This is a genomic window from Acinetobacter sp. ABJ_C5_2 (assembly GCF_044538485.1).
Classification (GTDB): Bacteria; Pseudomonadota; Gammaproteobacteria; order Pseudomonadales; family Moraxellaceae; genus Acinetobacter; species Acinetobacter nosocomialis_A.
In genome coordinates, this window is the sequence record NZ_JBIUCS010000009.1 from 44,232 (window position 1) to 67,619 (window position 23,388).

Here is a 23,388-nt window from a genome sequence, read left to right on the forward strand (position 1 = left end):
TTACAAAAAAGGTGCATGATTCTTTACAGTTGTTGTTAACATAAGGCTCTTCTATATTGTTATATAACTTAATTCGATTGTCCTGATCAATATTATCCACATTGATTTCACGCTATTGGTCGGCAATTTCACGTATAATTTTCAAAATTCTCGAAATAAATAAGGATACCCTCAATGAGTGCTCGTCATTCTCGGTTAATTATTCTCGGTTCTGGTCCTGCGGGTTATAGTGCAGCTGTCTATGCAGCACGTGCAAATCTTAAACCAACACTTATTGCTGGTTTACAACTTGGTGGCCAACTTACAACAACAACCGAAGTTGACAACTGGCCGGGCGATCCTGAAGGTTTGACTGGTCCTGCTTTAATGGACCGTATGCAAGCACATGCTGAACGCTTCGGAACTGAACTCGTCTATGACCATATTAATGAAGTGGACTTAAATGTACGTCCTTTTGTTCTTAAAGGTGATATGGATGAGTACACTTGTGATGCATTAATTATTGCAACTGGCGCTACAGCTCAATACCTTGGTTTAGAGTCTGAACAAAAGTTTATGGGCCAAGGCGTGAGTGCATGTGCAACATGTGATGGCTTCTTCTATAAGAACCAAAAAGTAATGGTTGTAGGTGGTGGTAACACTGCTGTTGAAGAAGCGCTTTATTTATCAAATATTGCTGAACATGTAACGCTAGTTCATCGCCGCGATTCTTTACGCTCTGAAAAGATTTTGCAAGATCACTTATTTGCTAAAGAAAAAGAAGGCAAAATCAGCATCGTTTGGAACCATGAAGTTGAAGAAGTTCTTGGCGACAATACTGGTGTAACAGGTGTTCGCTTAAAATCTACAAAAGATGAAAGCAAACAAGATGTACAAGTTCAAGGCTTATTCGTTGCCATTGGTCACAAGCCAAATACTGGAATGTTTGAAGGCCAGTTAAACTTACGTGATGGCTATATTCAAGTACAAAGTGGTACTTCAGGTAATGCAACAGCAACTTCTGTAGCAGGTGTTTTCGCTGCGGGTGATGTGGCTGACAGTATCTACCGCCAAGCCATTACTTCAGCTGGTTCAGGCTGTATGGCAGCATTAGATGCAGAAAAATATCTAGATAATCTTTAAGTTTAGATATTTCAAACAGCCGTTTTATAACGGCTGTTTTTTTATCATTTATAATAATTACTGGCTGCCTCAAATTAATTTTTATAGCATAACCCTTAAGTACACATTATTTTAGTCTTATGAACACACTACCTCTATCTCAATATATTTTCCCAGATCCAGAGGAAGCCGATCCAGATGGTCATGGTCTAATTTGTATTGGTGCTGACCTCTCCCCTTCTACGCTCTATGAAGCATATACCCATGGTCTTTTCCCTTGGTTTAATGAAGATGAGCCTATTTGTTGGTGGAGCCCTCAACCACGCTGTGTAATTTATCCTCAAAACTATAAACCAAGTAAATCGCTCATTCGGAACATGAAAAAGCACGATTACACCATTACGGTAAATCGTGCTTTTGAACAAGTCATCCGCTCATGTTCACTACCTCGAAGCTATGCCAACGAAACTTGGATTAGCGAAGATATTATTCAGGGATATTGTGCAATGTTTGATGCAGGTTATGGCTATAGCGTAGAAGTTTGGCAAGACGAACAGCTGGTAGGTGGTTTATATGGGGTAACGATTGGTAAGGGTTGTTTTGGCGAGTCTATGTTTAGTACTCAAACCGATGTTTCTAAAATGGCTTTTTATACTTTAATGTTAATCGGTCAAGAAAATCAGCTTCCTTGGGTTGACTGCCAACTTGTAAATAGTCACTTAATTAGTCTTGGGGCTTGTACACTTTCTCGGCAAGAATATCTTAAATCGTTACAAGATGTAATTATTCACCCCTCTATCAATTGGAAAAAGTATCAAGAACGTGTATTTTCAAGTAAAACAATAGCATTAAATGCAAAATTAATGGAATGATAACAGGAGGGACCAATCATGAAATCATATCACCCGAAGTCCCTTTTAAATGATCTGCAATATTATATTACCCCACCTCACGATTGCAGCTATTTAGAAAATAAGTCAGCACGTATGGTCTTTTTAGATCCGATTCATCGCATCGATGTGGTGACTCTTTCAGAGCTTTCTCGTTTAGGTTTTCGTCGTAGTGGTGACTTTGTTTATCGTCCTGAATGTCACTTATGTAGACAATGTTTGTCTTGTCGTGTTCCAGTTGCCGACTTCCAAATGAACAGTATGCAAAAAAAAGCATGGAAGCGAAATCAAGACCTTACTATGACTGTTCTGCCAACACGGCAAGCTGCACAAATTCATTATGATTTATATGAACGTTATATTAACGAACGCCATGCCGATGGTGATATGTTTCCACCAAGTTTAGATCAGTTTGAAAAATTCTTGGTTCATAGCTGTACAGATAGTTTCTTCTTAGAGCTATGGAAAGATAATCGTCTTATTAGCGTTTCTACCTGTGATTTAATGGATGATGGATTATCGGCTGTCTATACGTTTTTTGATCCAGACGAGCATCGCAGATCTTTAGGTGTTTATTCAATTTTGAATCAGATCGAATATGTAAAATCACTTGGTTTAGAATATCTTTACTTAGGCTATTGGGTGCCACACTCGGCCAAAATGAATTATAAATCTCAATATACCCCCCTAGAACTTTTACTAGACGGACAATGGCGCCGCTTAAATCGATCATTATCGCCTGAAGAGATCAATCAGTTAGGTAACTCTCTCATGACGACGTTACCTTCTGAATGGAATAATTTAATTATTAAATAGTTTGATTCTGTCTTGTTGTTAAGTCCGCAACAAGACGGTCATTTTAAAATAAAGAAGCGAAATCATCGGTACAGCTTTTTACCATAATAACAGCATTTTCACGCCCACCCTCTTGAGTTAGGTAATAATTGCGACGCATATCAATTTGATGAAAACCTGTTTTTTCATATAAACCAATGGCTGCTTTATTACTTTCACGAACCTCTAGAAAAATTTGTACAGGTTGATTTTCTAAGCGCTCAATCGAGGTTTCCAACAATTGATATCCCAAGCCTTTACCTTGCATCTCAGGATCAATTGCCATAAGCAATAAATTCGCTTCATCTAACACAGGTTGTAAAATACAAAAACCAACAACCTTATGATTTAACTCAATTACCGTACATTGATAAGAGTTCACAGACTCTACAAATTGCTGCCTAGACCATGGATGTGTCTGAACAAGCTTCTCAATTTGAGCAACACTATCAATATCGGAGGCTTGCATAGTACGAATCATGAGTTTCAACACATTTTCAGATTTCAAAGTAAACGTATTATAGAAACTTAAATAGAAAAAACGAGCAAAAAAAAAGAGCAATTAAATTGCTCTTTTTTTAATACGTTTCTTAAAGCCCTAACTTTTCACGCCAAGTTGCTAATAAAGCTGTTGTATCCGAATCATTTGGATGAAATTTTGGTCTTAAGAAATCAAGTAACTCTGGAATTTGACGTGTCATAAAACCTTTACGGCCATACATAAACTTAAGCATGTACTTGGTGTCTTTCCAACTTAATTTGTCATCAGTCTTGAGTAATTTAGCAGTAAAATAAGATTGAGTTGCGAAGATTAAAGCCATTGCAATAATTAAAGCAGTTGAGCGCATAAAATAAGCTTTTGGCCCTTGCCCATACATACTTGTATACACATCAAATGCCACAGCTTTATGTTCATTTTCTTCTACCGCGTGCCACATCCATAAGTGATACATGGTGTCATCTTGAAACATGGCTTGAATTTCAGGATTTTGTAAAAGTTCAGCTGCAATCGTCGATGTAAAATGTTCTAAAGCGCAAGTACCGGTTAAATCAATCATCTCTTTAGTATAACCAAAAGGTTTCATTAACTTGGTTACAACTGCTGTCCCCATTTTAATGACTGTACCTGTTTGCTTTTCCATTTTGCGAACATCATATCCATATGCTTGCGCAGAAGCATTAAAAGCTAAATGCTCTTTAGAATGCATAGCTTCCTGACCAATAAAAGCACTTATTTCTTTTTGAAGAGCTGGGTCAGCTAGTTTAGGATCATTTCGCACTGCACGTGTACTATTTACAAAGAACTGCTCGCCTTCAGGAAAAAGAGCCGATAATGCTGTCATAAAGTGAGTTAATCCTGCATCGTAATTTGCCCAATAACGTGGGACTTGAGCAAATTCAAAGTCCATACGACGTACAGGGAAACTTGCTCCGGCACGATTAGAAATATTTACTTTAGCATTCATGTCAGACTCCTTTAAGTGAACCATCAATTCACTTATATCCTTATTTATTTTCCTAATATTTATAATAATACGCCTTTGAAAGCGCTATTTAAGTGCAGATGAGGACAGCAAATTATCAGATGAGGTCATCACTAGCCCCTTTCTGGAGCAAAATGAACATATATCAATTTTAAAAATGAGCAGTAGTTTCAAGACAACAAAAAAGGACTGCTAACAGTCCTTTTCACTTTGTTTTTAACTTAAAGTCCAAGTTTGGCTTTCCATGTTTTTAATAGACCAACTGTGTCTAAATCATTAGGATGAAAGCCTGGTTTAAAATAAGCCAACATTTCTTTAGCCATACCTGTAATAATACCTTTGGATGGGCTATAACCATATTTATAGATCACAGACAATTCGTCTAAGTTTAATTTTTTATCTTGTCTTAAAAGACGTAGCACAAACGAAGATTGAATTGCGAAAATAAGTGCCATCGCAAATACAAGTGAGCTTATGCGTAATGCATAAGCTTTAACACCTTTACCGAATACACCTTCGTACACATCAAAAGCAACGGCTTTATGCTCATTTTCTTCTATTGCATGCCAATACCACATTGTTGACATTGTTTTATCTGTCATAAGTTCTTGAATATGAGTATTAACTAAAAGCTGAGATGCAATCGTTGCAGTAAAATGCTCAAGAGCCGTAGTTGCAGTTAAATCTACCATTTCTTGCGTCATACCAAATGGTTTTACGATCTTTGCAAAAGTCTTACGCGCAGTCTGAATAGCTGTATCAGTAAATTTTTCCAACGTCTCTACATCATGACCAAACTTTTGTGCAGATGCATTAAAGTTCACATGTTCTTGAGTATGCATCGCCTCTTGACCAATGAAAGCACTAATTTCTTTTTGCAGCTCTTCATTGTTTTTAATCACTGGGTGATAACGTACTGCACGTACACTATCAATAAAGAACTTCTCACCAGCAGGAAATAGTGCTGATAATGCTGTCATAAAATGCGTAAGCCCAGCAGAACCATCCATCCAATATTCTGGTACATCATTAAAGTCAAAGTTCATACGACGTACAGGAAAGCTTGCTCCGGCACGATTCGTAATATTTACTTTAGCGTTCATAGTGAAAGCTCCTTGCTAGTAACCGTAGTTACTTAAACTTTATTGTTCGTTTTCTTGATTCTTATCATACAAACTTAATAAAAAGGCTTAAGTGCAAATAGGGACATTGAAGTATCAGTTAAGGCCAGCTTTCTATTGAATTGTCGAACAATTAAGCATAAAAAAAGCGCCCCAAAAGGAGCGCTTTTTTCACTGAAAAGTGATTATGCAGTTACTTTCGCAACAACACCAGCACCTACAGTACGACCACCTTCACGGATCGCAAAACGTAGACCTGGGTCCATTGCGATTGGGTGGATTAATTCTACTGACATTTCAACGTTGTCGCCTGGCATTACCATTTCAACGCCTTCTTTCAACTGGATCGCACCAGTTACGTCAGTTGTACGGAAATAGAACTGTGGACGGTAACCATTTAAGAATGGAGTGTGACGACCACCTTCTTCTTTAGAAAGTACGTATACTTCTGCGTCGAATTTAGTGTGCGGCTTGATTGTACCTGGTTTAGCAAGTACTTGACCACGTTGTACGTCTTCACGCTTAGTACCACGAAGTAATACACCACAGTTCTCGCCTGCACGGCCTTCGTCAAGAAGTTTACGGAACATTTCTACGCCAGTTACAGTTGTTTTAACTGTATCTTTAATACCAACGATCTCTACTTCTTCACCAACTTTAACGATACCAGATTCTACACGGCCTGTTACTACTGTACCACGACCTGAGATTGAGAATACGTCTTCGATTGGCATTAAGAATGCTTTGTCGATAGCACGTTCTGGTTCTGGGATGTAAGAGTCAAGAGCTGCTACAAGAGCAAGAACTGATTCTTCACCGTAAGGACCTGCTTCACCGTTAAGAGCAGCAAGAGCTGAACCACGGATTACTGGAGTGTCATCACCTGGGAAGTCGTAAGTAGAAAGAAGTTCACGAACTTCCATTTCTACTAATTCAAGTAATTCTTCGTCGTCAACAAGGTCGCATTTGTTTAAGAATACGATGATGTAAGGTACACCAACCTGACGAGAAAGAAGGATGTGTTCACGAGTTTGTGGCATTGGACCATCAGTCGCAGCACATACAAGGATCGCGCCGTCCATCTGAGCAGCACCAGTGATCATGTTTTTAACGTAATCGGCGTGGCCCGGGCAGTCAACGTGTGCGTAGTGACGAATTGGAGAATCGTATTCTACGTGTGAAGTATTAATTGTAATACCACGTGCTTTTTCTTCAGGTGCTGAGTCGATTTGTGAGTAATCTTTCGCTTCACCGCCGTAAGTTTTTGCACAAATAGTTGCAATCGCAGCAGTTAAAGTTGTTTTACCATGGTCAACGTGACCGATTGTACCCACGTTTACGTGTGGTTTATTACGTTCAAACTTGGCTTTAGCCATGATGATCTTCCTTTATTAACTACTCATGGAGGGTCACCCCATGAGCACTTGGTTTTCAACTAAGAATTAGTTAGGGCTTATAGTAATCGAAAGATTACTCGTCGTCACCTTTTTTACCGCCAGCTTGGAATTTAGCAATGATGCCTTCAGCCACGTTACGTGGAGTTTCAGCATATTTAGCAAATTCCATTGAGTAAGTCGCACGACCTTGAGACATAGAACGCATTTGAGTCGCGTAACCAAACATCTCAGCAAGAGGAACTTCTGCTTTAATTGCTTTTGTTCCACCAGGAAGATCGTCCATACCTTGAACCATACCACGACGACGGTTTAAGTCACCCATGATATCGCCCATGTAGTCTTCTGGAGTTTCTACTTCAACTTTCATGATAGGTTCAAGAAGGATAGGATCCGCTTTCATGAAACCATCACGGAAGGCATAAGAACCAGCCATTTTGAACGACAATTCGTCAGAGTCGACATCGTGGTAAGAACCGTCGAAAAGAACAGCTTTAACGCCTACAACTGGGTAACCAGCCAAGACACCATTCTTCATACGTTCTTGAATACCTTTATCAACTGCACCGAAGAATTCTTTAGGTACTACACCACCAACAACTTCTTCAGCGAATTCGTATTCTTTACCAGCAGCTTCAACGTCAAGCGGTTCTAAACGAACATATACGTGACCGAATTTACCTTTACCACCAGTTTGACGTACGAATTTACCTTCTTGCTCAACAGTTTTCTTAATCGTTTCACGATAAGCAACCATTGGTTTACCGATATTCGCTTCAACACCGAATTCACGCTTCATACGGTCAACGATGATGTCAAGGTGAAGCTCACCCATACCAGCAATAATTGTTTGACCAGATTCTTCATCAGTACGTACACGGAACGATGGATCTTCTTTCGCCAAACGACCTAAAGCGATAGACATTTTTTCTTGGTCTGCTTTAGTTTTTGGTTCAACAGCCAATGAAATTACTGGCTCTGGGAATTCCATACGCTCAAGAGTAATGATGTTTTTCTCATCACATAATGTATCACCAGTTGTAACGTCTTTAAGACCTACACACGCTGCGATATCACCTGCACGGATTTCTTCAAGATCTTGACGCTCGTTCGCGTGCATTTGCACGATACGGCCGATACGTTCACGCTTAGATTTAACTGGGTTATAAACCGGATCACCTTGTTTAAGAACACCAGAGTAAACACGTACGAATGTTAAGTTACCTACGAATTTGTCGTTCATGATTTTGAACGCAAGCGCAGAGAACGGAGCTTCGTCAGATGCTTCACGAGACGCTTTAGTTTCGTCTTTGTCGTCAAGAATACCTTCGATCGCTTTAACTTCTGTAGGTGATGGTAAGAATTCAATTACAGCGTCCAACATACGTTGAACACCTTTGTTTTTGAACGCAGAACCACAAAGCATTACTTGAATTTCAGAAGCTAATGTACGAGCACGTAAACCAGCGATGATGTCTTCTTTAGAAAGATCACCTTCTTCTAGGTACTTGTCCATTAATTCTTCAGAAGCTTCAGCAGCTGCTTCAACCATGTTAGTACGCCATTCTTGAGCAGTATCAACTAGGTCAGCAGGAATATCACCGTATTCAAACTTCATACCTTGAGAAGCTTCATCCCAGATGATTGCCTTCATTTCGATAAGGTCAACAACACCTTGGAATGTGTCTTCAGCACCGATTGGCACAACGATTGGCACAGGGTTACCGCCCAAACGTGTTTTCATTTGTTCAACAACACGGAAGAAGTTTGCACCAGTACGGTCCATCTTGTTCACGAATGCTAAACGAGGCACTTTATATTTGTTTGCTTGACGCCATACAGTTTCAGACTGAGGCTGTACACCACCAACTGCACAGTAAACCATGCACGCACCGTCAAGAACACGCATAGAACGTTCAACTTCGATTGTGAAGTCTACGTGTCCCGGTGTATCAATTACGTTGATACGGTGTTGTTGGAATTGGTTAGCCATACCAGACCAGAAACAAGTTGTAGCAGCAGAGGTAATTGTAATACCACGCTCTTGCTCTTGTTCCATCCAGTCCATTGTTGCTGCACCGTCGTGTACTTCACCAATTTTGTGAGATACACCTGTGTAGAACAAAATACGTTCAGTTGTAGTTGTTTTACCTGCGTCAATGTGCGCAGAGATACCGATGTTACGGTAACGAGTAATTGGGGTTTGGCGAGCCATGATGTCTACATTCCTAAATGTTATCTTTAAAACAGGACGCATCAATTAAATTGATGCGCACGAATACTCAAACGGGGCAACTTAAATACCCGCAAAGCCCCCACTTTGGTAGAGAGCAATGTTGAATCTAGCTACTGTATGCATGAGTATTCTCCTGATTAGGGACTGTTTTATCCGCTTAGAAACGGTAGTGAGAGAAGGCTTTGTTAGCTTCTGCCATACGATGCACGTCTTCACGTTTTTTGATCGCGGCACCTTTGCCTTCAGCTGCATCAAGCAACTCGCCAGCAAGACGTAAAGCCATAGTTTTTTCAGAACGCTTAGCAGCAGCATCTACTAACCAACGCATTGCTAAGGCAGTACGACGGGATGGGCGTACTTCCATAGGTACTTGATAAGTAGCACCACCAACACGGCGTGCTTTTACTTCGACCATAGGACGAACTTTCTCAAGAGTAGTCTCGAAAAATTCAACTGGGTCTACTTTGTTTTTTTCTTGAACGCGTTCTAAAGCACCGTAAACGATACTTTCAGCAATAGATTTTTTACCATCTTGCATTACGTGGTTCATGAATTTAGCGATTGTTTGGCTGCTAAATTTTGGATCTGGAAGGATCTCACGAGCAGCGACTACGCGACGTCTTGGCATTTTAATACACCTAATAATATGACACTTCAGGATAATCCAGCAGTTTGTACAAGTGTCATGTACACGACGCTGGCCTTACTATACGTCGCTTGAATTACAAATCTATGAAGAATTCAAACAAGCGAAACGCTAAAGGGCTTTTAGACTAGTTTCCTAGAATTACTTCTTAGGACGCTTAGTACCGTATTTAGAACGTGATTGATTACGATCTTTAACGCCAGCACAGTCCAAAGAACCACGAACGGTATGGTAACGTACACCTGGTAAGTCTTTAACACGACCACCACGGATAAGAACAACACTGTGCTCTTGTAAGTTATGACCTTCACCACCGATGTAGCTAGATACTTCAAAACCTGAAGTTAAGCGAACACGGCAAACCTTACGCATAGCTGAGTTAGGTTTTTTAGGTGTAGTTGTATAAACACGTGTACAAACACCACGACGTTGTGGACAAGCCTTCAACGCAGGAACTTTGGATTTTTCAACCAAAGTCGTACGACCCTTACGGATCAACTGATTCGTTGTTGCCATATGGCAATTCTCCCGTTATTAAAAAACCTTAAAAAGAAAACACCTCTTTTTAAGGGCACATAATTGTAAGCCAAGATGCAAAAATGGTCAACATGGCAATACTTACCAAATGTTGACCATATCAATGTTTGACAGGATGATTTACAAATTTAAATAAGGGTGAAATTTAATTTTCAAACCCTATCTTTGTAATTGTATTGTTAAGAGTACTTCTGATCCTCTACAACATCATCATTTTCAATTTCTAATGCTGGTTTTTGTTCACTGTGCTCATGCTCGACGACATGTTTTTCTGCAAGCTGTTCGATGCCTTGATGAACATTTTCTTGCACTTTTTCTTCACTTTTTTCAGAAGCATTCGACTTAACCACAATAGATACTTTTGAAATTACATCATGATTTTCAATTTTATGATGTTGTGCTGCATGAACACTGCCATTTTCTCCAACATTTAACAGACGAGGACTCGCCTTTTGAATGAGAGTTACTGCAGCATAGTAAGCTTGTAATGGTGATAAATGTTCACTTGGGTGCTCATTTAAATAATGACGCGCTGCACCAAAAATAGCTTGAGCTTTATGGCCTACATCTTCTTGTAACTTCCAGCTATAAACAGCACTAAGTACTGCACCTGCCACTGGAGTAAACTTACCCACCGCAGCAAGTTGAGGAACTTTATTTAACCAGCTCCATTTGAACTCACCATTTTCATCGACTAACCAGCTTTTTAAAGTCTCAATATCATTTGAAGACCCAAGTACTTGCTGAAACTGTTGAATGTCTTGGGTCTCTAACATATTACGTAAAGCTTTAAGTGCTAAAAGCACCGTCTGCTTCTCTGCAATCAGACTGATATCAACTTCTTTAAAAATAAATTCAACAACATCTTGATCAGTGGCTTCAGTTAAATCAAAACCGTGTGATCTGCCTGTTTGATAAATTGTTCTTAAAACTAATACTAAAGAAACTGGAATATCTACGGCTGCACCAACCATACCCGATACACCAGTAATCGCGCCTTGAATACTTGCGATTAGTTTATTTTGTTCAATTAAAGCCTGACTTAAACGTTGTGAACGTGAAGTATCTTTAGTCAGCTCAAATAGATCTTTTGCACCCGCTTCTTCTAAGATTTTTTCAGTCAGCGTACTTTTTGAACTAAAGTCATTCAGCCAATCAAATAAATAGCTCGATATTTTTTCATTCCAGTCAGGCGAAATAAATGTCGCAATACCATTGACCTTTCTAAAATGACGGCCAAACACCTGACGAGTAACTTTAGGTAAATGTTCACGTAACATTTGTTGTGGACTTTCATACTGTTCCACTTCAAACGGACTTTTACTTCTAGCATTACCTTCTACTGTTTTACCACTTGCAAGTGGCTCAACTAACTTACTAACCTCACCTATTTGGCTTTGCTGCAAGATGTTTAAACCAGTAGAACTGAGCTTTTTAGCCACTCCGAAGACCTGAGAAAACAAATTGTCAGATTGATTATTATTAAATTTTGTCATCCAGTACCTCGATTTTTTAATTTATCTAATTAGAGATAAATACTAGGTGGAATGTGGATTTATCTCAACTTGAATGTGTGTATTTTAGTTAACCCTAAATGCAACATACTATGTATTTGGTTATTTTTTTTAAATGCAAAATTGACATAAAGATTTGCCATAAGAAATAAAAAACCTTTCTGCTATCATGGTAACAACGAAAACATATGTCTAATGTTCTTACAGCTATATTCTCCTATCATTTAATAGCTGCTCATGTTCATAGACTTTAAATATCACCATAAAGGGACCTGTAGATGAAACGTGTTGTAATCACTGGTATGGGTATTAACTCATGTATCGGTAACTCTTTAGAAGCAGTTACTCACTCACTTCAAAATGGAATCTCCGGGACACGTTTTAACCCAACTTATGCTGAACTCAATTTTAAGAGTCATGTCAGCGCTGCTGCAGAACAAGATTTTGACAATATTGATCGTAAATTAAAACGATTCATGGGCGTATGTGCAATGTACGCTTATAACTCTGCTGTTGCCGCTGTTGAACATGCTGGCTTAAAAGCAGAAGATTTAGCAGATAATCCACGTTATGGTATTGCTGGCGGTTCAGGTGGTGGTTCAACTGCTTCTGTTGTAGAAATGACTGAGCTTTTAGAAACTAAAGGCGCTCGTAAAGTTGGTCCTTTCTTCGTTCCGCGTAACATGACGAACACAATTACTGCAAACGTTGGTGTTGCATTTAAACTTCAAGGTATTGCTCACTCAATCGCAAGTGCTTGTGCAACTTCTGCAGATGCAATTGGTTATGCATATAACCTTATCGCATTAGGCAAACAAGATCTTATGCTTGCTGGTGGTGGTGAAGAAGATCATTGGTCTCAAAGCTTATTGTTTGATGCTATGGGTGCTTTATGTTCTAAATACAACGACACACCTGAAACTGCATCTCGTCCATATTCAAAAGACCGTGACGGTTTCGTTATTGCTGGTGGTGGCGGTTTCGTTGTTCTTGAATCTCTTGAACACGCTCAAGCACGTGGTGCAAAAATTCTTGCTGAAGTTGTTGCCTATGCTGCGAACAGTGACGGTGCAGACATGGTTGCTCCAAGCGGTGAAGGTGCGACTCGTTGTATCTTGATGGCTCTTGAAGAAGCTAAACAACACGGCGTAGAAAAAATTGACTATGTAAATACACATGGTACTTCTACACCAGCTGGTGACGTGACTGAACTTAAAGCAATGGAACGTGCTTTTGGTGAAGGTAAAGTTCCACCTTTAAGCTCAACTAAATCTATGACTGGTCACAGCTTGGGTGCTGCTGGTGTTCATGAAGCAATTTACTCTGTATTAATGCTTCAAAATGACTTTATTGCTCCAAACATTAACGTGACTGAGCTTGATGAAGGTACTGAAGGCTTTGATATTGTGCTTGAAAAACGTGATGCAAAATTGAATACTGTAATGAGTAACAGTTTTGGCTTTGGCGGTGTAAACGCTTGCCTAATTTTCAAGAAGTGGGATGCATAATCCCACCTAGGATTAACAATGGATGCACCTTCTGATGCTTTTTTGTGGGTAAAAGCATTACATATTATTGCTGTGGTTTGTTGGTTCGCTGCTTTGTTCTACTTACCACGTCTTTATGTTTACCATGCAATGAGTGATGATGCGGCAAGTCATCAACGCTTTGAAGTGATGGAACGTAAGTTGTATCGAGGTATTATGTGGCCGTCTATGATTGCCACATTAATTACCGCACACTTTCTTGTAGAGTGGGGCGATGCAACTCGACATTACCATGAAGCCACTTGGTTTTATCTAAAAGTTGGATTAGTGGCTTTATTAGTGGTTTACCATTTTGTTTGTGGTTACTATCGCAAAAAGCTTATTGGAAATGCTCACTATAAATCACATAAGTTCTGGCGCTTCTTCAATGAAATGCCAACCTTAATTTTATTTGCTGTTGTGATTTTAGTTGTTGTAAAACCTCAGTTTTAACTGGGGTTTTTTATTATCTAGGACTCTCACCTCCTTCTCTTATGCATTTTACTGACCCAACCTATTCATAATTTATTATTCAGAGCAAAAGACTTTTACACCAGCCTTAATACATTCTTATAAAAACATCTGATCTTTTTTATAAATTCAATCAACAGAAAGGATAAAGCATGAAAAGTCTGGCTTTTATTCATCGTAACGATACTCGCTTTGCGGTCGGTGATTTTTATCCAGTTCTTTCTATTTTTTCCTACCATGAGTTAGGCAACACCCTCTCACCCTTCTTACTACTCGACCATTTGGGTCCCGGAAAAATTGCACCCTCTATAAAACGTAGAGGAGTTAATGATCATCCTCATCGTGGATTTGAAACGGTAACACTTGTTTATACAGGTGAACTGGAACACAAAGATTCATCTGGTGGAGGTGGGTTTATAAGTGCTGGCGATGTGCAATGGATGACTGCAGCTTCTGGTGTGATTCATCGAGAACTGTTTAGTGAAGAGTTTTCTCGATCTGGTGGTGCTTTTGAAATGATTCAGCTTTGGGTCAATTTACCAGCAGCAGATAAAATGAACTCTCCTCGCTATCAAAGTTTAAAGAAAGCTGAAATACCAGTGGTAAAACTGGACAATGAAGCTGGATTTGTACGTATTATTGCAGGGCAGTTTAACCATGTTATGGGCCCCGCACTTACCCACACTCCTATTACTGTTTTGGATGTAGAGCTCCATGCAGGTCAGCAAGCCACCTTCCCTACTCAATCTGGTGAAACAGCTTTAATTTATTTACGTTCAGGTCGGGCACAATTTCAAAAAGATGAAGATGTTTTAGAGGAGCAAGGCCTAGCAGTCATGTCAAACCAAGGAGAGCATTTCTCTATTACTGCCCTGCAAAGTTGCAAATTACTTATTCTGACAGGACAACCCATCACAGAGCCGATTAATGGTCATGGCCCATTTGTAATGAATACTTATGATGAGATTTTACAAGCCTATGATGATATTAAAAATGGAAGATTTGCCAAGTAAAACAGCCTAACTACTGTATGAAAAACGAATACAGTTATTTGCGTCTGTCTTTCAACATAGTTGATGTATGTTATGCTACAAATCAATAGATGAACTTATTTACTAGCAAAACTATGTTCACTCTCAACGCTTTTAAACTTGTCATATATCGACAATTTATTATTTTCACCCTTTTTATTTTTCGTCACTTAAAAAGCTATCCAATTCGATTTCTTACGCCTGAAGAAAAGGTTTTGGCGCAAAGGGTTTTTGGGGATTTGATAGATTGTGAACGACCTAAAATTATTGCTACTCGTTACTTACCTTGGCAATCTCATGGAATTTTGATGGCTCCAAATGGAAATATTTACGTCAATATTTCTGACTACAGTAGTAATTACGCGCTAGAGTCTAAATTCATTCAGGGTATTTTTATTCATGAGTTGGCTCATGTCATGCAATACCAAAGAGGTATTCATGTACTACTAAAAGGCGCATTACTGCAATCTGCCTACTATCTGAGCCTTAAATATTACAATCCTTATAAATACACTTATCATCCTCAGAAAGCATTTAGCTCTTACAATATTGAACAGCAAGGAGAAATTGCTAGAGATATCTGCTCAGGTAAACTGCCAAATATTATTTGTTCACCTCACTTTGATTTGTAACTAAATAATCAAGATCGTCTTCTACGTAATTTTTTTGCTAACTTACTGGTAGAAAATTTATAAACAAAAAAATATGAAAATAAAGTTGAGATCTAATTTTATTAATGTCAAATTATTGAAAATAAGTATAAAAACTTATTCCAAATTTTGGAGTGTTAAGGCAGTATACAAACAATAAAAATAATGAAGCTTGTTTCTATTGTATACAGAAAATCTCGTTATTTTTACGCAGAAAATATGTGATTGGTATATATTATTGATCTTGACATTTTTGTTTACTATTTTACTTGTTTATTATCGTGCTATACACATCGTTGAAAAATTATATTCATAAAAATCAACACTATGTGTATTTATATTCGTTATGATCTAGGATTAGGTTTGAATGAAAAGTTTTAAAGTTGCCCTTGCTCAGTTTTCTCCGCATATTGGCAATATTGACTCAAACACCCAAAAGATGATTGAGCAAGCAAATCAGGCGAAAAAACAAGACGCTGACCTGATTATTTTTCCTGAGCTTTCTGTGATTGGTTATCCAGCTGAAGACTTATTGTTACGTCCAAATTTAAATAAACGTATGCAAAAAGCTTTTGCTCAACTTAGTGAAGTTAAAGATATTGTGATGGTTTTCGGCTTCGTAAACCAAACAGAAGACGGCGAACGTTATAATTCAGCTGCTGTCATGAAAGACGGTCAGGTTTTAGGTGTCTTCAATAAGCATAACTTGCCAAACTATGGCGTTTTTGATGAAAAACGTTATTTCCAAAAAGGCCATCAGCACTTGGTGTTTGAATACTTAGGCCATAAGTTTGGTGTACTTATTTGTGAAGATATCTGGTCAATAAATACAGTTAAACAATTAAGCCAATTAAATGTTGATACTGTACTTGTGCTTAATTCATCGCCATATGAAGTGGGCAAACCACAGCATCGTATTCAAACATTAAGTGAACTTGCAAAACAGCTTCATTTAAACATTGTTTATGTCAACCAAGTCGGTGGACAAGATGATTTAATTTTTGATGGTACAAGTTTTGTCAGCAACCAAAATGGTGAAATTGCTTTACAAGCTCCAAGCTTTAAAGAAGACCTTTATATTGCTGAGTTTGACCGTGACACAAAACTCTATAAAGTTACCGAGTCTGCGCCTGCATTAGAAACTTTTGCAGAGATCTATCAAGGCTTAGTTATGGCAACGCGTGACTATGTAGAACGTTCAGGTTTCCCTGGTGTGATCTTAGGTCTTTCTGGTGGTATTGACTCTGCCCTTACACTTGCTATTGCTGTAGATGCAATTGGTGCGGAAAAAGTACAAGCTGTAATGATGCCATATACTTACACTTCTCAAATTAGTGTAGAAGATGCGGCTGAACAAGCTCGTCGTATGGGTGTAACTTTTGGTATTGCTGAAATTCACTCAATCGTAAATAGCTTCATGCAAACGCTCTATCCGTTCTTTGGTAATTCACCAGCCGATGCAACTGAAGAAAATTTACAAGCACGTGCTCGTGGCACATTGCTTATGGGCTTATCTAACAAGTTTGGTAATTTAGTACTCGCTACTGGCAACAAATCTGAACTTTCAGTTGGCTACTGCACACTTTACGGTGACATGGTGGGTGGCTTTGCTGTTCTAAAAGATGTTTATAAAACTATCGTTTTTGAATTAGCAAAATACCGTAATAGCTTAAGTGAAACACCTGTTATTCCTGAGCGTGTCATTACTCGTCCACCTTCAGCAGAACTTCGCCCAGATCAAAAAGATCAAGACTCTTTACCAGCATATGATGTATTGGATGCTATCCTTTATGCATACATTGAAGAAGATTTAGGTCAGGCCGATATTATTGCCAAAGGTTTTGATAAAGAAGTTGTTGAAAAAGTCATCCGTTTAGTTGATCGTAATGAATATAAACGTCGTCAAGGTGCGATTGGCCCGAGAATTACTTCTCGTGCATTTAGTCGTGAACGACGTTATCCGATTGTCAACGGTTGGACAGCGAATGACTGAGCAGAAAAACTCATCAAAAACTACAGCACTTGCTCAAGCACTTTTGCTTGAGCAGGTGGAATTTTTCAAAAAACAATTATCTATAGAAAACTCACCTATTTATTTCCAGCAGTTCATTCAGTTATTTATGCAACATGCTGACGAAATCAAGCTACATGAGGTTGTTGATTTAGAACAACTACAAGCCGTTGTGAAACGCTATGCTTTTGAAATGCAGCTAGGTGCCGGTTTACTTGAGTTTATTGGGGAAATCGCGCAGCGTATTTATTTATCTGCTATGAAGTCTCCAATTCAGTTACAAGACTTGGTCTCTGACCACCAATTTGAAATGTGGCTTTCTAAATTTTTAGAAATGGAGCATATTCCTCATTATCTCAATCAGTTTTTAAGAACTAGCCCTTCTGTACAACAGCTTTGCCAATATATTGCAACCTCAACTCTAGAACAAAAATTACCAAAACTTCTAACTGCATCTAGAATAGATGACTACCATTTTGAATGGCAACATAAGCTCAAAAAATTCTCTTTTTTACAACAACAACGCCTCGAGCATAAACTTGAAACTTGGATTGCCAGTTTTATTCATGAGCAACTTACAGAATTAAGTCTTTTATCGAGTGAAGATTTAGAAAGTCTAGTACGTCATGTTTGGGAAGATATTAGACATAAAAAAATGTATGAATTTATGAAACAGCTCACTCCTCTCGATGTTGAAGAGTTTTTTGTTTTAATTTACGAATACTGGAAAGAATTACGCCAGTCACAATTTATGCAAGACCTGATTTTGTATGGCGTTGAAGTTTTTTATGATTTTTATAAAGACCAAAGTTTATTTGAAGTATTAAGTGAGATTGGATTAACCGAAAGCGACTTACAAACAGAAGCTTTACGTTTTTATCCGAAGGTTATGGATGCCTTTAATGAACACGGTATTTTAGAACCTTTACTTCAAGCGCTTTTAGCTCCCTTTTATCAAAGCTCAAAAACACTCGATATGATTGAAAAACATTTTAATGAGTAAAAAATAGATAAAAAGAAACCACGCAGGAGCGTGGTTTTTAAAATGGTGGCTATGACGAGACTTGAACTTGTGACCCCCGCATTATGAGTGCGGTGCTCTAACCAACTGAGCTACATAGCCGTAAACTGTGTGCGCATTATCTATAGTTCTGTATAGCAGGTCAATAGGTAAAAACCCTTAACGCCCATCAATTGAACAAATAAGATTCAGATCATCATTATTTGTTCTTTTTTTTAGCATTTTTTTGCTTTAAACAATCGATCAGCCACAGAAATATATTAAAGATCTAATACTAGTTTTTTACCTTTAGCTCTCGACACACAAATCATCATGCTCTTTTGTGAAGCCTTTTCTGCATCACTTAAGTATTGATCAAAGTGATCTGCTTCGCCTTCTAAAATAGCAGTTTCACATGTACCACAAACCCCTTCTCGGCATAGACATTCCACATCAATATTTAATGTTTCAATAGCTTGTAAAATCGTCTGATTACTTTGTACTTCAATTTCTTGATTAGATTTGGCAAGTACCACTGTAAATGCTTCACCATCTTCAGGAACTGTTGAGGCAAATTGTTCCCAGTGAATGTATTCATCGCGGTAACGGTGCTTATTACAGCAATCAATCACAGCATCAATCATGGGTTTCGGCTCACAAACATACACATGTGTGCCTTTAGGTTGTGATGAAATCAATTCATCCAGCTTTAATGAGCAACCTTCTGAGTCAACATAACTAAACACATGTTCTGCATGTTTCTGCTTTAACTCATCTAACAAAGCCGCATGTTCAGGTGAGCGGTAAGCATAATGTAGCTCAAAATCTGCACCACGTGCTGCAAGCTCATCCATTTGAGGTAAGAATGGTGTAATGCCAATTCCACCTGCAATTAAAATATGTTTATTGCCTGTTTCAGCTAATGGAAATAAATTTTTAGGTTCTGAAATCTGAATTTCACAGCCTTCATTACACTGATCATGCATAAACACTGACCCCCCCTTACCTTCCACATCTTTACGAACGCAGACTTGGTAAGTCGATAGGTCTTGTGTACAACTCATCAATGAATATGCATTTGAAAGCTGTTCATTCATTTTGACAATAATATGGCTTCCCCCACTAAATCGAGGAAAGTTCTGCCCATCTTGACGTTTGAACGTAAACCGTTTGATTAAAGGGGTTAGCTGTTCCACACGAGTAACAACCGCTGGGAACATTTCATAATGATTAGCCATATTAGAATCCTTCTTTTACCGCATATTCTTGTTGTTAGGGCTTATCCTTAAAGCCCTAAACACATGTATTTAATGGTCATAAATTCTTCAAGACCATACTTTGAGCCTTCGCGCCCAACACCTGATTGCTTTACACCACCAAATGGTACAACTTCATTTGAAATTGCTGTGGCATTCATGCCGACCATTCCATATTCAAGCTGTTCTGACACTCGCCATAAACGTGAAATATTTTCGCTATACACATAAGCAGCTAAACCGAAGATAGTGTCATTTGCTTGAGAAACGACGTCTGCTTCATCTGTAAAGCGAATGAGTGGCGCAACTGGACCAAAAATTTCTTCTTGGACAATTTCCATGGTCCGGTCAACGTTAGTTAAAACAGATGGTTCATAAAAGGTTTGCCCTAAAGCATGCTGTTTGCCACCACAAGCGACCTTAGCGCCTTTACTAACTGCATCATCAATCAACTGCTGTGCTTTCAAAACAGCCTTTTCATTAATTAATGGGCCAATTTGCACGCCATCTTCAAGTCCATTTCCGACTTTAAACTTTTGTACTTCTTGTACAAACTTCTCGGCAAAAGCTTGATAAATATTGTCATGGACATAAATACGGTTAGCACAAACACAGGTCTGGCCCGCATTACGGAACTTTGCAAAAATCGCACCTTGTACAGCTTTATCTAAATCGGCATCATCAAAGACAATCAGAGGAGCATTACCACCTAACTCAAGCGCCAATTTTTTTATGGTGCTTGAACACTGCTGCATCAATAAACGGCCCACTGGTGTTGAACCAGTGAAAGTCAACTTTTTCACTTTTTCATGTGAAGTAAATACCGAGCCAATTTCTTGAGATTTACCAGTAACAACATTAATCACACCAGCTGGAATACCTGCTTTCTGGGCAAGTTTAGCAATCGCTAAAGCACAATAAGGTGTTTCATTCGCTGGCTTAATGACAACCGTACATCCTGCTGCTAAAGCAGGAGCTGCTTTACGCGTAATCATGGCAATTGGGAAATTCCACGGCGTAATGGCGGCCACGACACCCACAGGTTCTTTACTAATAATAAAACGCTGCTGGTTATTTACGGTTGGAATCACATCACCATAAATACGCTTACCTTCTTCGGCAAACCATTGAATAAATGACGCAGCATAACGCACCTCACCTTTCGCTTCTGCCAAAGGTTTGCCTTGTTCAATGGTCATAATTAAAGCAAGTTCATCGGTATGATCGAGAACCAGTTTGTACCAAGCCAATAAAATATCCGCACGATTTTGGGCAGTTAAAGCTTTCCAGCTTTGTAAAGCAATATAGGCAGCCTCAACCGCTTGCGTAGCCTCGGCCGCTCCCATATTCGGAATTGTGCCAATTTCTTCACCTGTTGCTGGGTTAGTCACTGGAACCGTTGCATTTGACTGTGCAGCTAGCCATTGCCCGTTAATATAGGCTTGTTGCTGAAATAATTCTGTGCTTTGTAAACTCGACATATCATCTTCCTAACTGAAGAATCAGGTGTAAGTCATCTTTACACCTGAATAAATCCATTTGTTTTATTTGTGATGCTGCGCCACAAGATGCTGGAAGTAAGCAATACCATGCTCACTAATTCCTGAGCGTTGTTTGTCAGTCATAATACGACCCTGACCACGATAACCACGTGATTTCAAACCACGTTGTACGCTTTCTACCAAGTTCAAATCTTCAGGACGGAATACATTGCGATACCACTCAATCAAATCTTTTTGATCTTGAGTAAGTTCTTCGTTGGTGAAGTAAATATCGTAATGCTGCAAAGTCGTTTCTGCATCTACTGGAAACTCATAGATCACCGTCATGAAATTGCTGCCCGGTGGTACGTTGAACATGGTACAAGGCCAAGTCCAGAACCCATGAAATTCAGGATCTGTTACTGATGGATCAAGCTTGAATGATTTCTCTGATGAACGAGCAAAACCGTACTGTAATGTCCAGTTTTGATGTGTTGTATGCCAATATTTGTCGACTTGTACTGAGTCAGCAAAGCCAGGATGTGCAGGTCCACAGTGGTAACATTCTAGATAGTTATCAACAATCACTTTCCAGTTTGCTGGCGTTTCTGTCACGAAACGTGCTGCCAGTTTCAAATCTTTAATTACGCTACATGCTTGATTTAAACGTTCAGCAAATTCCGGAAGTTGGTCTTCTACACAAGTCGCATTTTCATCCATATTAATGAAAACAAAACCAGCATATTCCTCGACTTTTAAAGGAACCATACTTGAGTTTTCTTTATCGAAAGATTCAACATGGTCACAATTACGTGCCAATGCCAAGCTACCGTCTAGCTTGAAAGTCCATGCATGATATGGGCAAGTAATGACATTTTTTGCTTTACCACTGCCACTTAAAAGCTCATGGCCTCGGTGTGGACACACATTATAAAACGCACGTAAAACACTATCTTTACCGCGAATGATGACAATATTTTCACCAATTACTTTACGGGTAATATAGTCATTTGGCTGAGCCAACTCACTGCCATGTGCAACACAAATCCAGCTTTTAGCAAAGATTGATTCTTTTTCATGTTCATAAACTTGAGATGAAGTATAGAAAACTTTAGGGAAAGTCCATGCAACATCTGGGTTTGCGCAAAAATCTTCAGGTAATTTTTCAACTGCACTCATGTTTTTACTCCATTAAATTCTTTTCGTCCAAATGACTCGATATTAAATTGATGTCTTTTCGGCACTACTCAACATGCGGCTTATTGCACTTAGCATGTTTTGATATAAATGTTGAACTTCCGGACAGTCACGCATCAGACGTAAACTGCCATGTAATAAACCTTTACCTAAATGGAATTCGCTCGGGATACCTGCTTGTTGCAATTTTTGGGTAAATAGATATCCGTCATCACTTAAAGGGTCATATTCTGCAACTGCCACAAAACTTGTAGGCATATCTGAAAAATCAGTTGCCAATAAAGGTGCTAGACGAACATCCTGCCAATCTCGTGAGTTAGGTGCATATTCCTTTAAATAAAAATGCATATCTTCCGTTGTAAGTAACGGCGCATGTGCATGCTTTTGTGTGGCTGGTGTATCAAGCGCTGTAGTTAAACACGGATAAACCAAAGCCAGACCTTGAGCTTGCAAACCACTATGCTGTAGATGCACTGCAAGGGCTGCTGCTAAATTACCCCCAGCGCTATCGCCTGCTAGAATGATATTTTCACTATCTATTTGCCAATCAAAACCATGCTGTTTAAGCCATTGATAGACTCCTAAACAATCTTCAAAAGCTGCTGGAAAGCGATACTCTGGTGCCATGCGGTAATCCACACCAATGACAACTGCATTTAAGTCCTGACACAAATAACTGGTAATAAACTCATGTGAATCGAGTCCACCGACCATCCAACCACCGCCATGTAAATACAACACACATGGCCAACCAGCTTCAGGTTGATTAGTTTTTGGTGAATAGATGCGAACAGGTACAAGATGCTCTGCATTTGCAACAACTCGATCTTCTACTTCGATCTTGCCATCACGAGGCAAAGTGTAGTGTCGGCACATCGCGTCATATGCTGCACGAATTGAGTCAATATCTGCATCTGCTGGGGAATAAATGCTGCTCCAGTACACTAGGCTTTGCATTTCTTCACTTAAGACATAAGTAGTCTGTTCACATGTAGTCATTACCGTTCC

At 39.0% G+C, this 23,388-nt stretch carries 21 protein-coding genes and 1 tRNA gene; 9 read left to right on the forward strand and 13 right to left on the reverse strand.

Translation table 11 applies throughout. The annotated features are described in order from the left end of the window. Window positions 1-174 precede the first annotated feature (174 nt). The 3 genes from trxB to ACH8JV_RS10805 all read left to right on the forward strand — a co-directional run bounded on the left by trxB (window position 175) and on the right by ACH8JV_RS10805 (window position 2,807). Window positions 175-1,122, forward strand: a complete 948-nt coding sequence (gene trxB / locus ACH8JV_RS10795; RefSeq protein WP_396479748.1) for a thioredoxin-disulfide reductase — start codon at window positions 175-177, stop codon at window positions 1,120-1,122. A gap of 119 nt (window positions 1,123-1,241) precedes the next feature. Next, window positions 1,242-1,973: a leucyl/phenylalanyl-tRNA--protein transferase gene (aat, locus tag ACH8JV_RS10800; protein WP_191105597.1), complete on the forward strand. Its 732-nt coding sequence runs from the start codon at window positions 1,242-1,244 to the stop codon at window positions 1,971-1,973. 18 nt (window positions 1,974-1,991) lie between these two features. Beyond that, window positions 1,992-2,807, forward strand: a complete 816-nt coding sequence (locus ACH8JV_RS10805) for an arginyltransferase (protein WP_002052085.1) — start codon at window positions 1,992-1,994, stop codon at window positions 2,805-2,807. A gap of 43 nt (window positions 2,808-2,850) precedes the next feature. Here the strand turns inward: ACH8JV_RS10805 and rimI are convergent, their stop codons facing one another. From rimI to ACH8JV_RS10845, 8 genes are all read right to left on the reverse strand, one after another. Beyond that, on the reverse strand, window positions 2,851-3,306 hold the full coding sequence (rimI, locus tag ACH8JV_RS10810) for a ribosomal protein S18-alanine N-acetyltransferase (RefSeq protein WP_396521184.1): 456 nt from the start codon (window positions 3,304-3,306) through the stop codon (window positions 2,851-2,853). Window positions 3,307-3,415: 109 nt separating this feature from the next. Then, window positions 3,416-4,291 (reverse strand): metal-dependent hydrolase, encoded by an 876-nt coding sequence (locus tag ACH8JV_RS10815; protein ID WP_396521186.1) that lies wholly within the window; start codon window positions 4,289-4,291, stop codon window positions 3,416-3,418. A 239-nt stretch (window positions 4,292-4,530) separates the two neighbouring features. Further along, window positions 4,531-5,412 carry a metal-dependent hydrolase gene (locus ACH8JV_RS10820; RefSeq protein WP_396521188.1) on the reverse strand — a complete coding sequence of 294 codons (882 nt, stop codon included), beginning with the start codon at window positions 5,410-5,412 and terminating at the stop codon, window positions 4,531-4,533. Between the two features lie 203 nt (window positions 5,413-5,615). Beyond that, complete coding sequence (gene tuf, locus ACH8JV_RS10825) at window positions 5,616-6,806, reverse strand: elongation factor Tu (RefSeq protein WP_002157016.1); 1,191 nt, start codon at window positions 6,804-6,806, stop codon at window positions 5,616-5,618. A 94-nt stretch (window positions 6,807-6,900) separates the two neighbouring features. Continuing rightward, complete coding sequence (gene fusA, locus ACH8JV_RS10830) at window positions 6,901-9,039, reverse strand: elongation factor G (RefSeq protein WP_263613080.1); 2,139 nt, start codon at window positions 9,037-9,039, stop codon at window positions 6,901-6,903. A 178-nt stretch (window positions 9,040-9,217) separates the two neighbouring features. Further along, window positions 9,218-9,688: a 30S ribosomal protein S7 gene (gene rpsG / locus ACH8JV_RS10835; protein ID WP_001138055.1), complete on the reverse strand. Its 471-nt coding sequence runs from the start codon at window positions 9,686-9,688 to the stop codon at window positions 9,218-9,220. A gap of 159 nt (window positions 9,689-9,847) precedes the next feature. Then, entirely contained in the window at window positions 9,848-10,222 is a 375-nt protein-coding gene (gene rpsL, locus ACH8JV_RS10840; protein ID WP_002050319.1) for a 30S ribosomal protein S12, read from the reverse strand. 200 nt (window positions 10,223-10,422) lie between these two features. Continuing rightward, window positions 10,423-11,739 carry an EcsC family protein gene (locus tag ACH8JV_RS10845; protein ID WP_396521190.1) on the reverse strand — a complete coding sequence of 439 codons (1,317 nt, stop codon included), beginning with the start codon at window positions 11,737-11,739 and terminating at the stop codon, window positions 10,423-10,425. A gap of 296 nt (window positions 11,740-12,035) precedes the next feature. Between ACH8JV_RS10845 and ACH8JV_RS10850 the strand changes: the two genes are divergently transcribed. The 6 genes from ACH8JV_RS10850 (at window position 12,036) to ACH8JV_RS10875 (ending at window position 18,449) form a co-directional block, all read left to right on the forward strand. Beyond that, on the forward strand, window positions 12,036-13,265 hold the full coding sequence (locus tag ACH8JV_RS10850; RefSeq protein ID WP_004738399.1) for a beta-ketoacyl-ACP synthase II: 1,230 nt from the start codon (window positions 12,036-12,038) through the stop codon (window positions 13,263-13,265). A gap of 18 nt (window positions 13,266-13,283) precedes the next feature. Then, on the forward strand, window positions 13,284-13,736 hold the full coding sequence (gene hemJ, locus ACH8JV_RS10855) for a protoporphyrinogen oxidase HemJ (RefSeq protein WP_004738397.1): 453 nt from the start codon (window positions 13,284-13,286) through the stop codon (window positions 13,734-13,736). A 170-nt stretch (window positions 13,737-13,906) separates the two neighbouring features. Beyond that, window positions 13,907-14,767 (forward strand): pirin family protein, encoded by an 861-nt coding sequence (locus tag ACH8JV_RS10860; RefSeq protein WP_396521192.1) that lies wholly within the window; start codon window positions 13,907-13,909, stop codon window positions 14,765-14,767. An 89-nt stretch (window positions 14,768-14,856) separates the two neighbouring features. Further along, complete coding sequence (locus ACH8JV_RS10865; RefSeq protein WP_396521194.1) at window positions 14,857-15,417, forward strand: hypothetical protein; 561 nt, start codon at window positions 14,857-14,859, stop codon at window positions 15,415-15,417. A 385-nt stretch (window positions 15,418-15,802) separates the two neighbouring features. After that, complete coding sequence (locus tag ACH8JV_RS10870) at window positions 15,803-17,428, forward strand: NAD+ synthase (RefSeq protein ID WP_022575859.1); 1,626 nt, start codon at window positions 15,803-15,805, stop codon at window positions 17,426-17,428. Beyond that, entirely contained in the window at window positions 17,421-18,449 is a 1,029-nt protein-coding gene (locus ACH8JV_RS10875; RefSeq protein ID WP_005070922.1) for a hypothetical protein, read from the forward strand. Before ACH8JV_RS10870 ends, ACH8JV_RS10875 begins: the two co-directional genes overlap by 8 nt. Before the next feature lie 43 nt (window positions 18,450-18,492). Here the strand turns inward: ACH8JV_RS10875 and ACH8JV_RS10880 are convergent. From ACH8JV_RS10880 to ACH8JV_RS10900, 5 genes are all read right to left on the reverse strand, one after another. Continuing rightward, window positions 18,493-18,569 (reverse strand) — tRNA-Met (locus ACH8JV_RS10880). Between the two features lie 158 nt (window positions 18,570-18,727). Next, entirely contained in the window at window positions 18,728-19,684 is a 957-nt protein-coding gene (cntB, locus tag ACH8JV_RS10885) for a carnitine monooxygenase, reductase subunit CntB (protein WP_396521197.1), read from the reverse strand. Between the two features lie 47 nt (window positions 19,685-19,731). Then, window positions 19,732-21,183, reverse strand: a complete 1,452-nt coding sequence (locus tag ACH8JV_RS10890) for an NAD-dependent succinate-semialdehyde dehydrogenase (protein WP_202744708.1) — start codon at window positions 21,181-21,183, stop codon at window positions 19,732-19,734. A 63-nt stretch (window positions 21,184-21,246) separates the two neighbouring features. After that, window positions 21,247-22,362: a carnitine monooxygenase subunit alpha gene (cntA, locus tag ACH8JV_RS10895; RefSeq protein ID WP_068529013.1), complete on the reverse strand. Its 1,116-nt coding sequence runs from the start codon at window positions 22,360-22,362 to the stop codon at window positions 21,247-21,249. 42 nt (window positions 22,363-22,404) lie between these two features. Continuing rightward, complete coding sequence (locus tag ACH8JV_RS10900; protein ID WP_202744709.1) at window positions 22,405-23,379, reverse strand: alpha/beta hydrolase; 975 nt, start codon at window positions 23,377-23,379, stop codon at window positions 22,405-22,407. Between the last annotated feature and the right edge of the window lie 9 nt (window positions 23,380-23,388).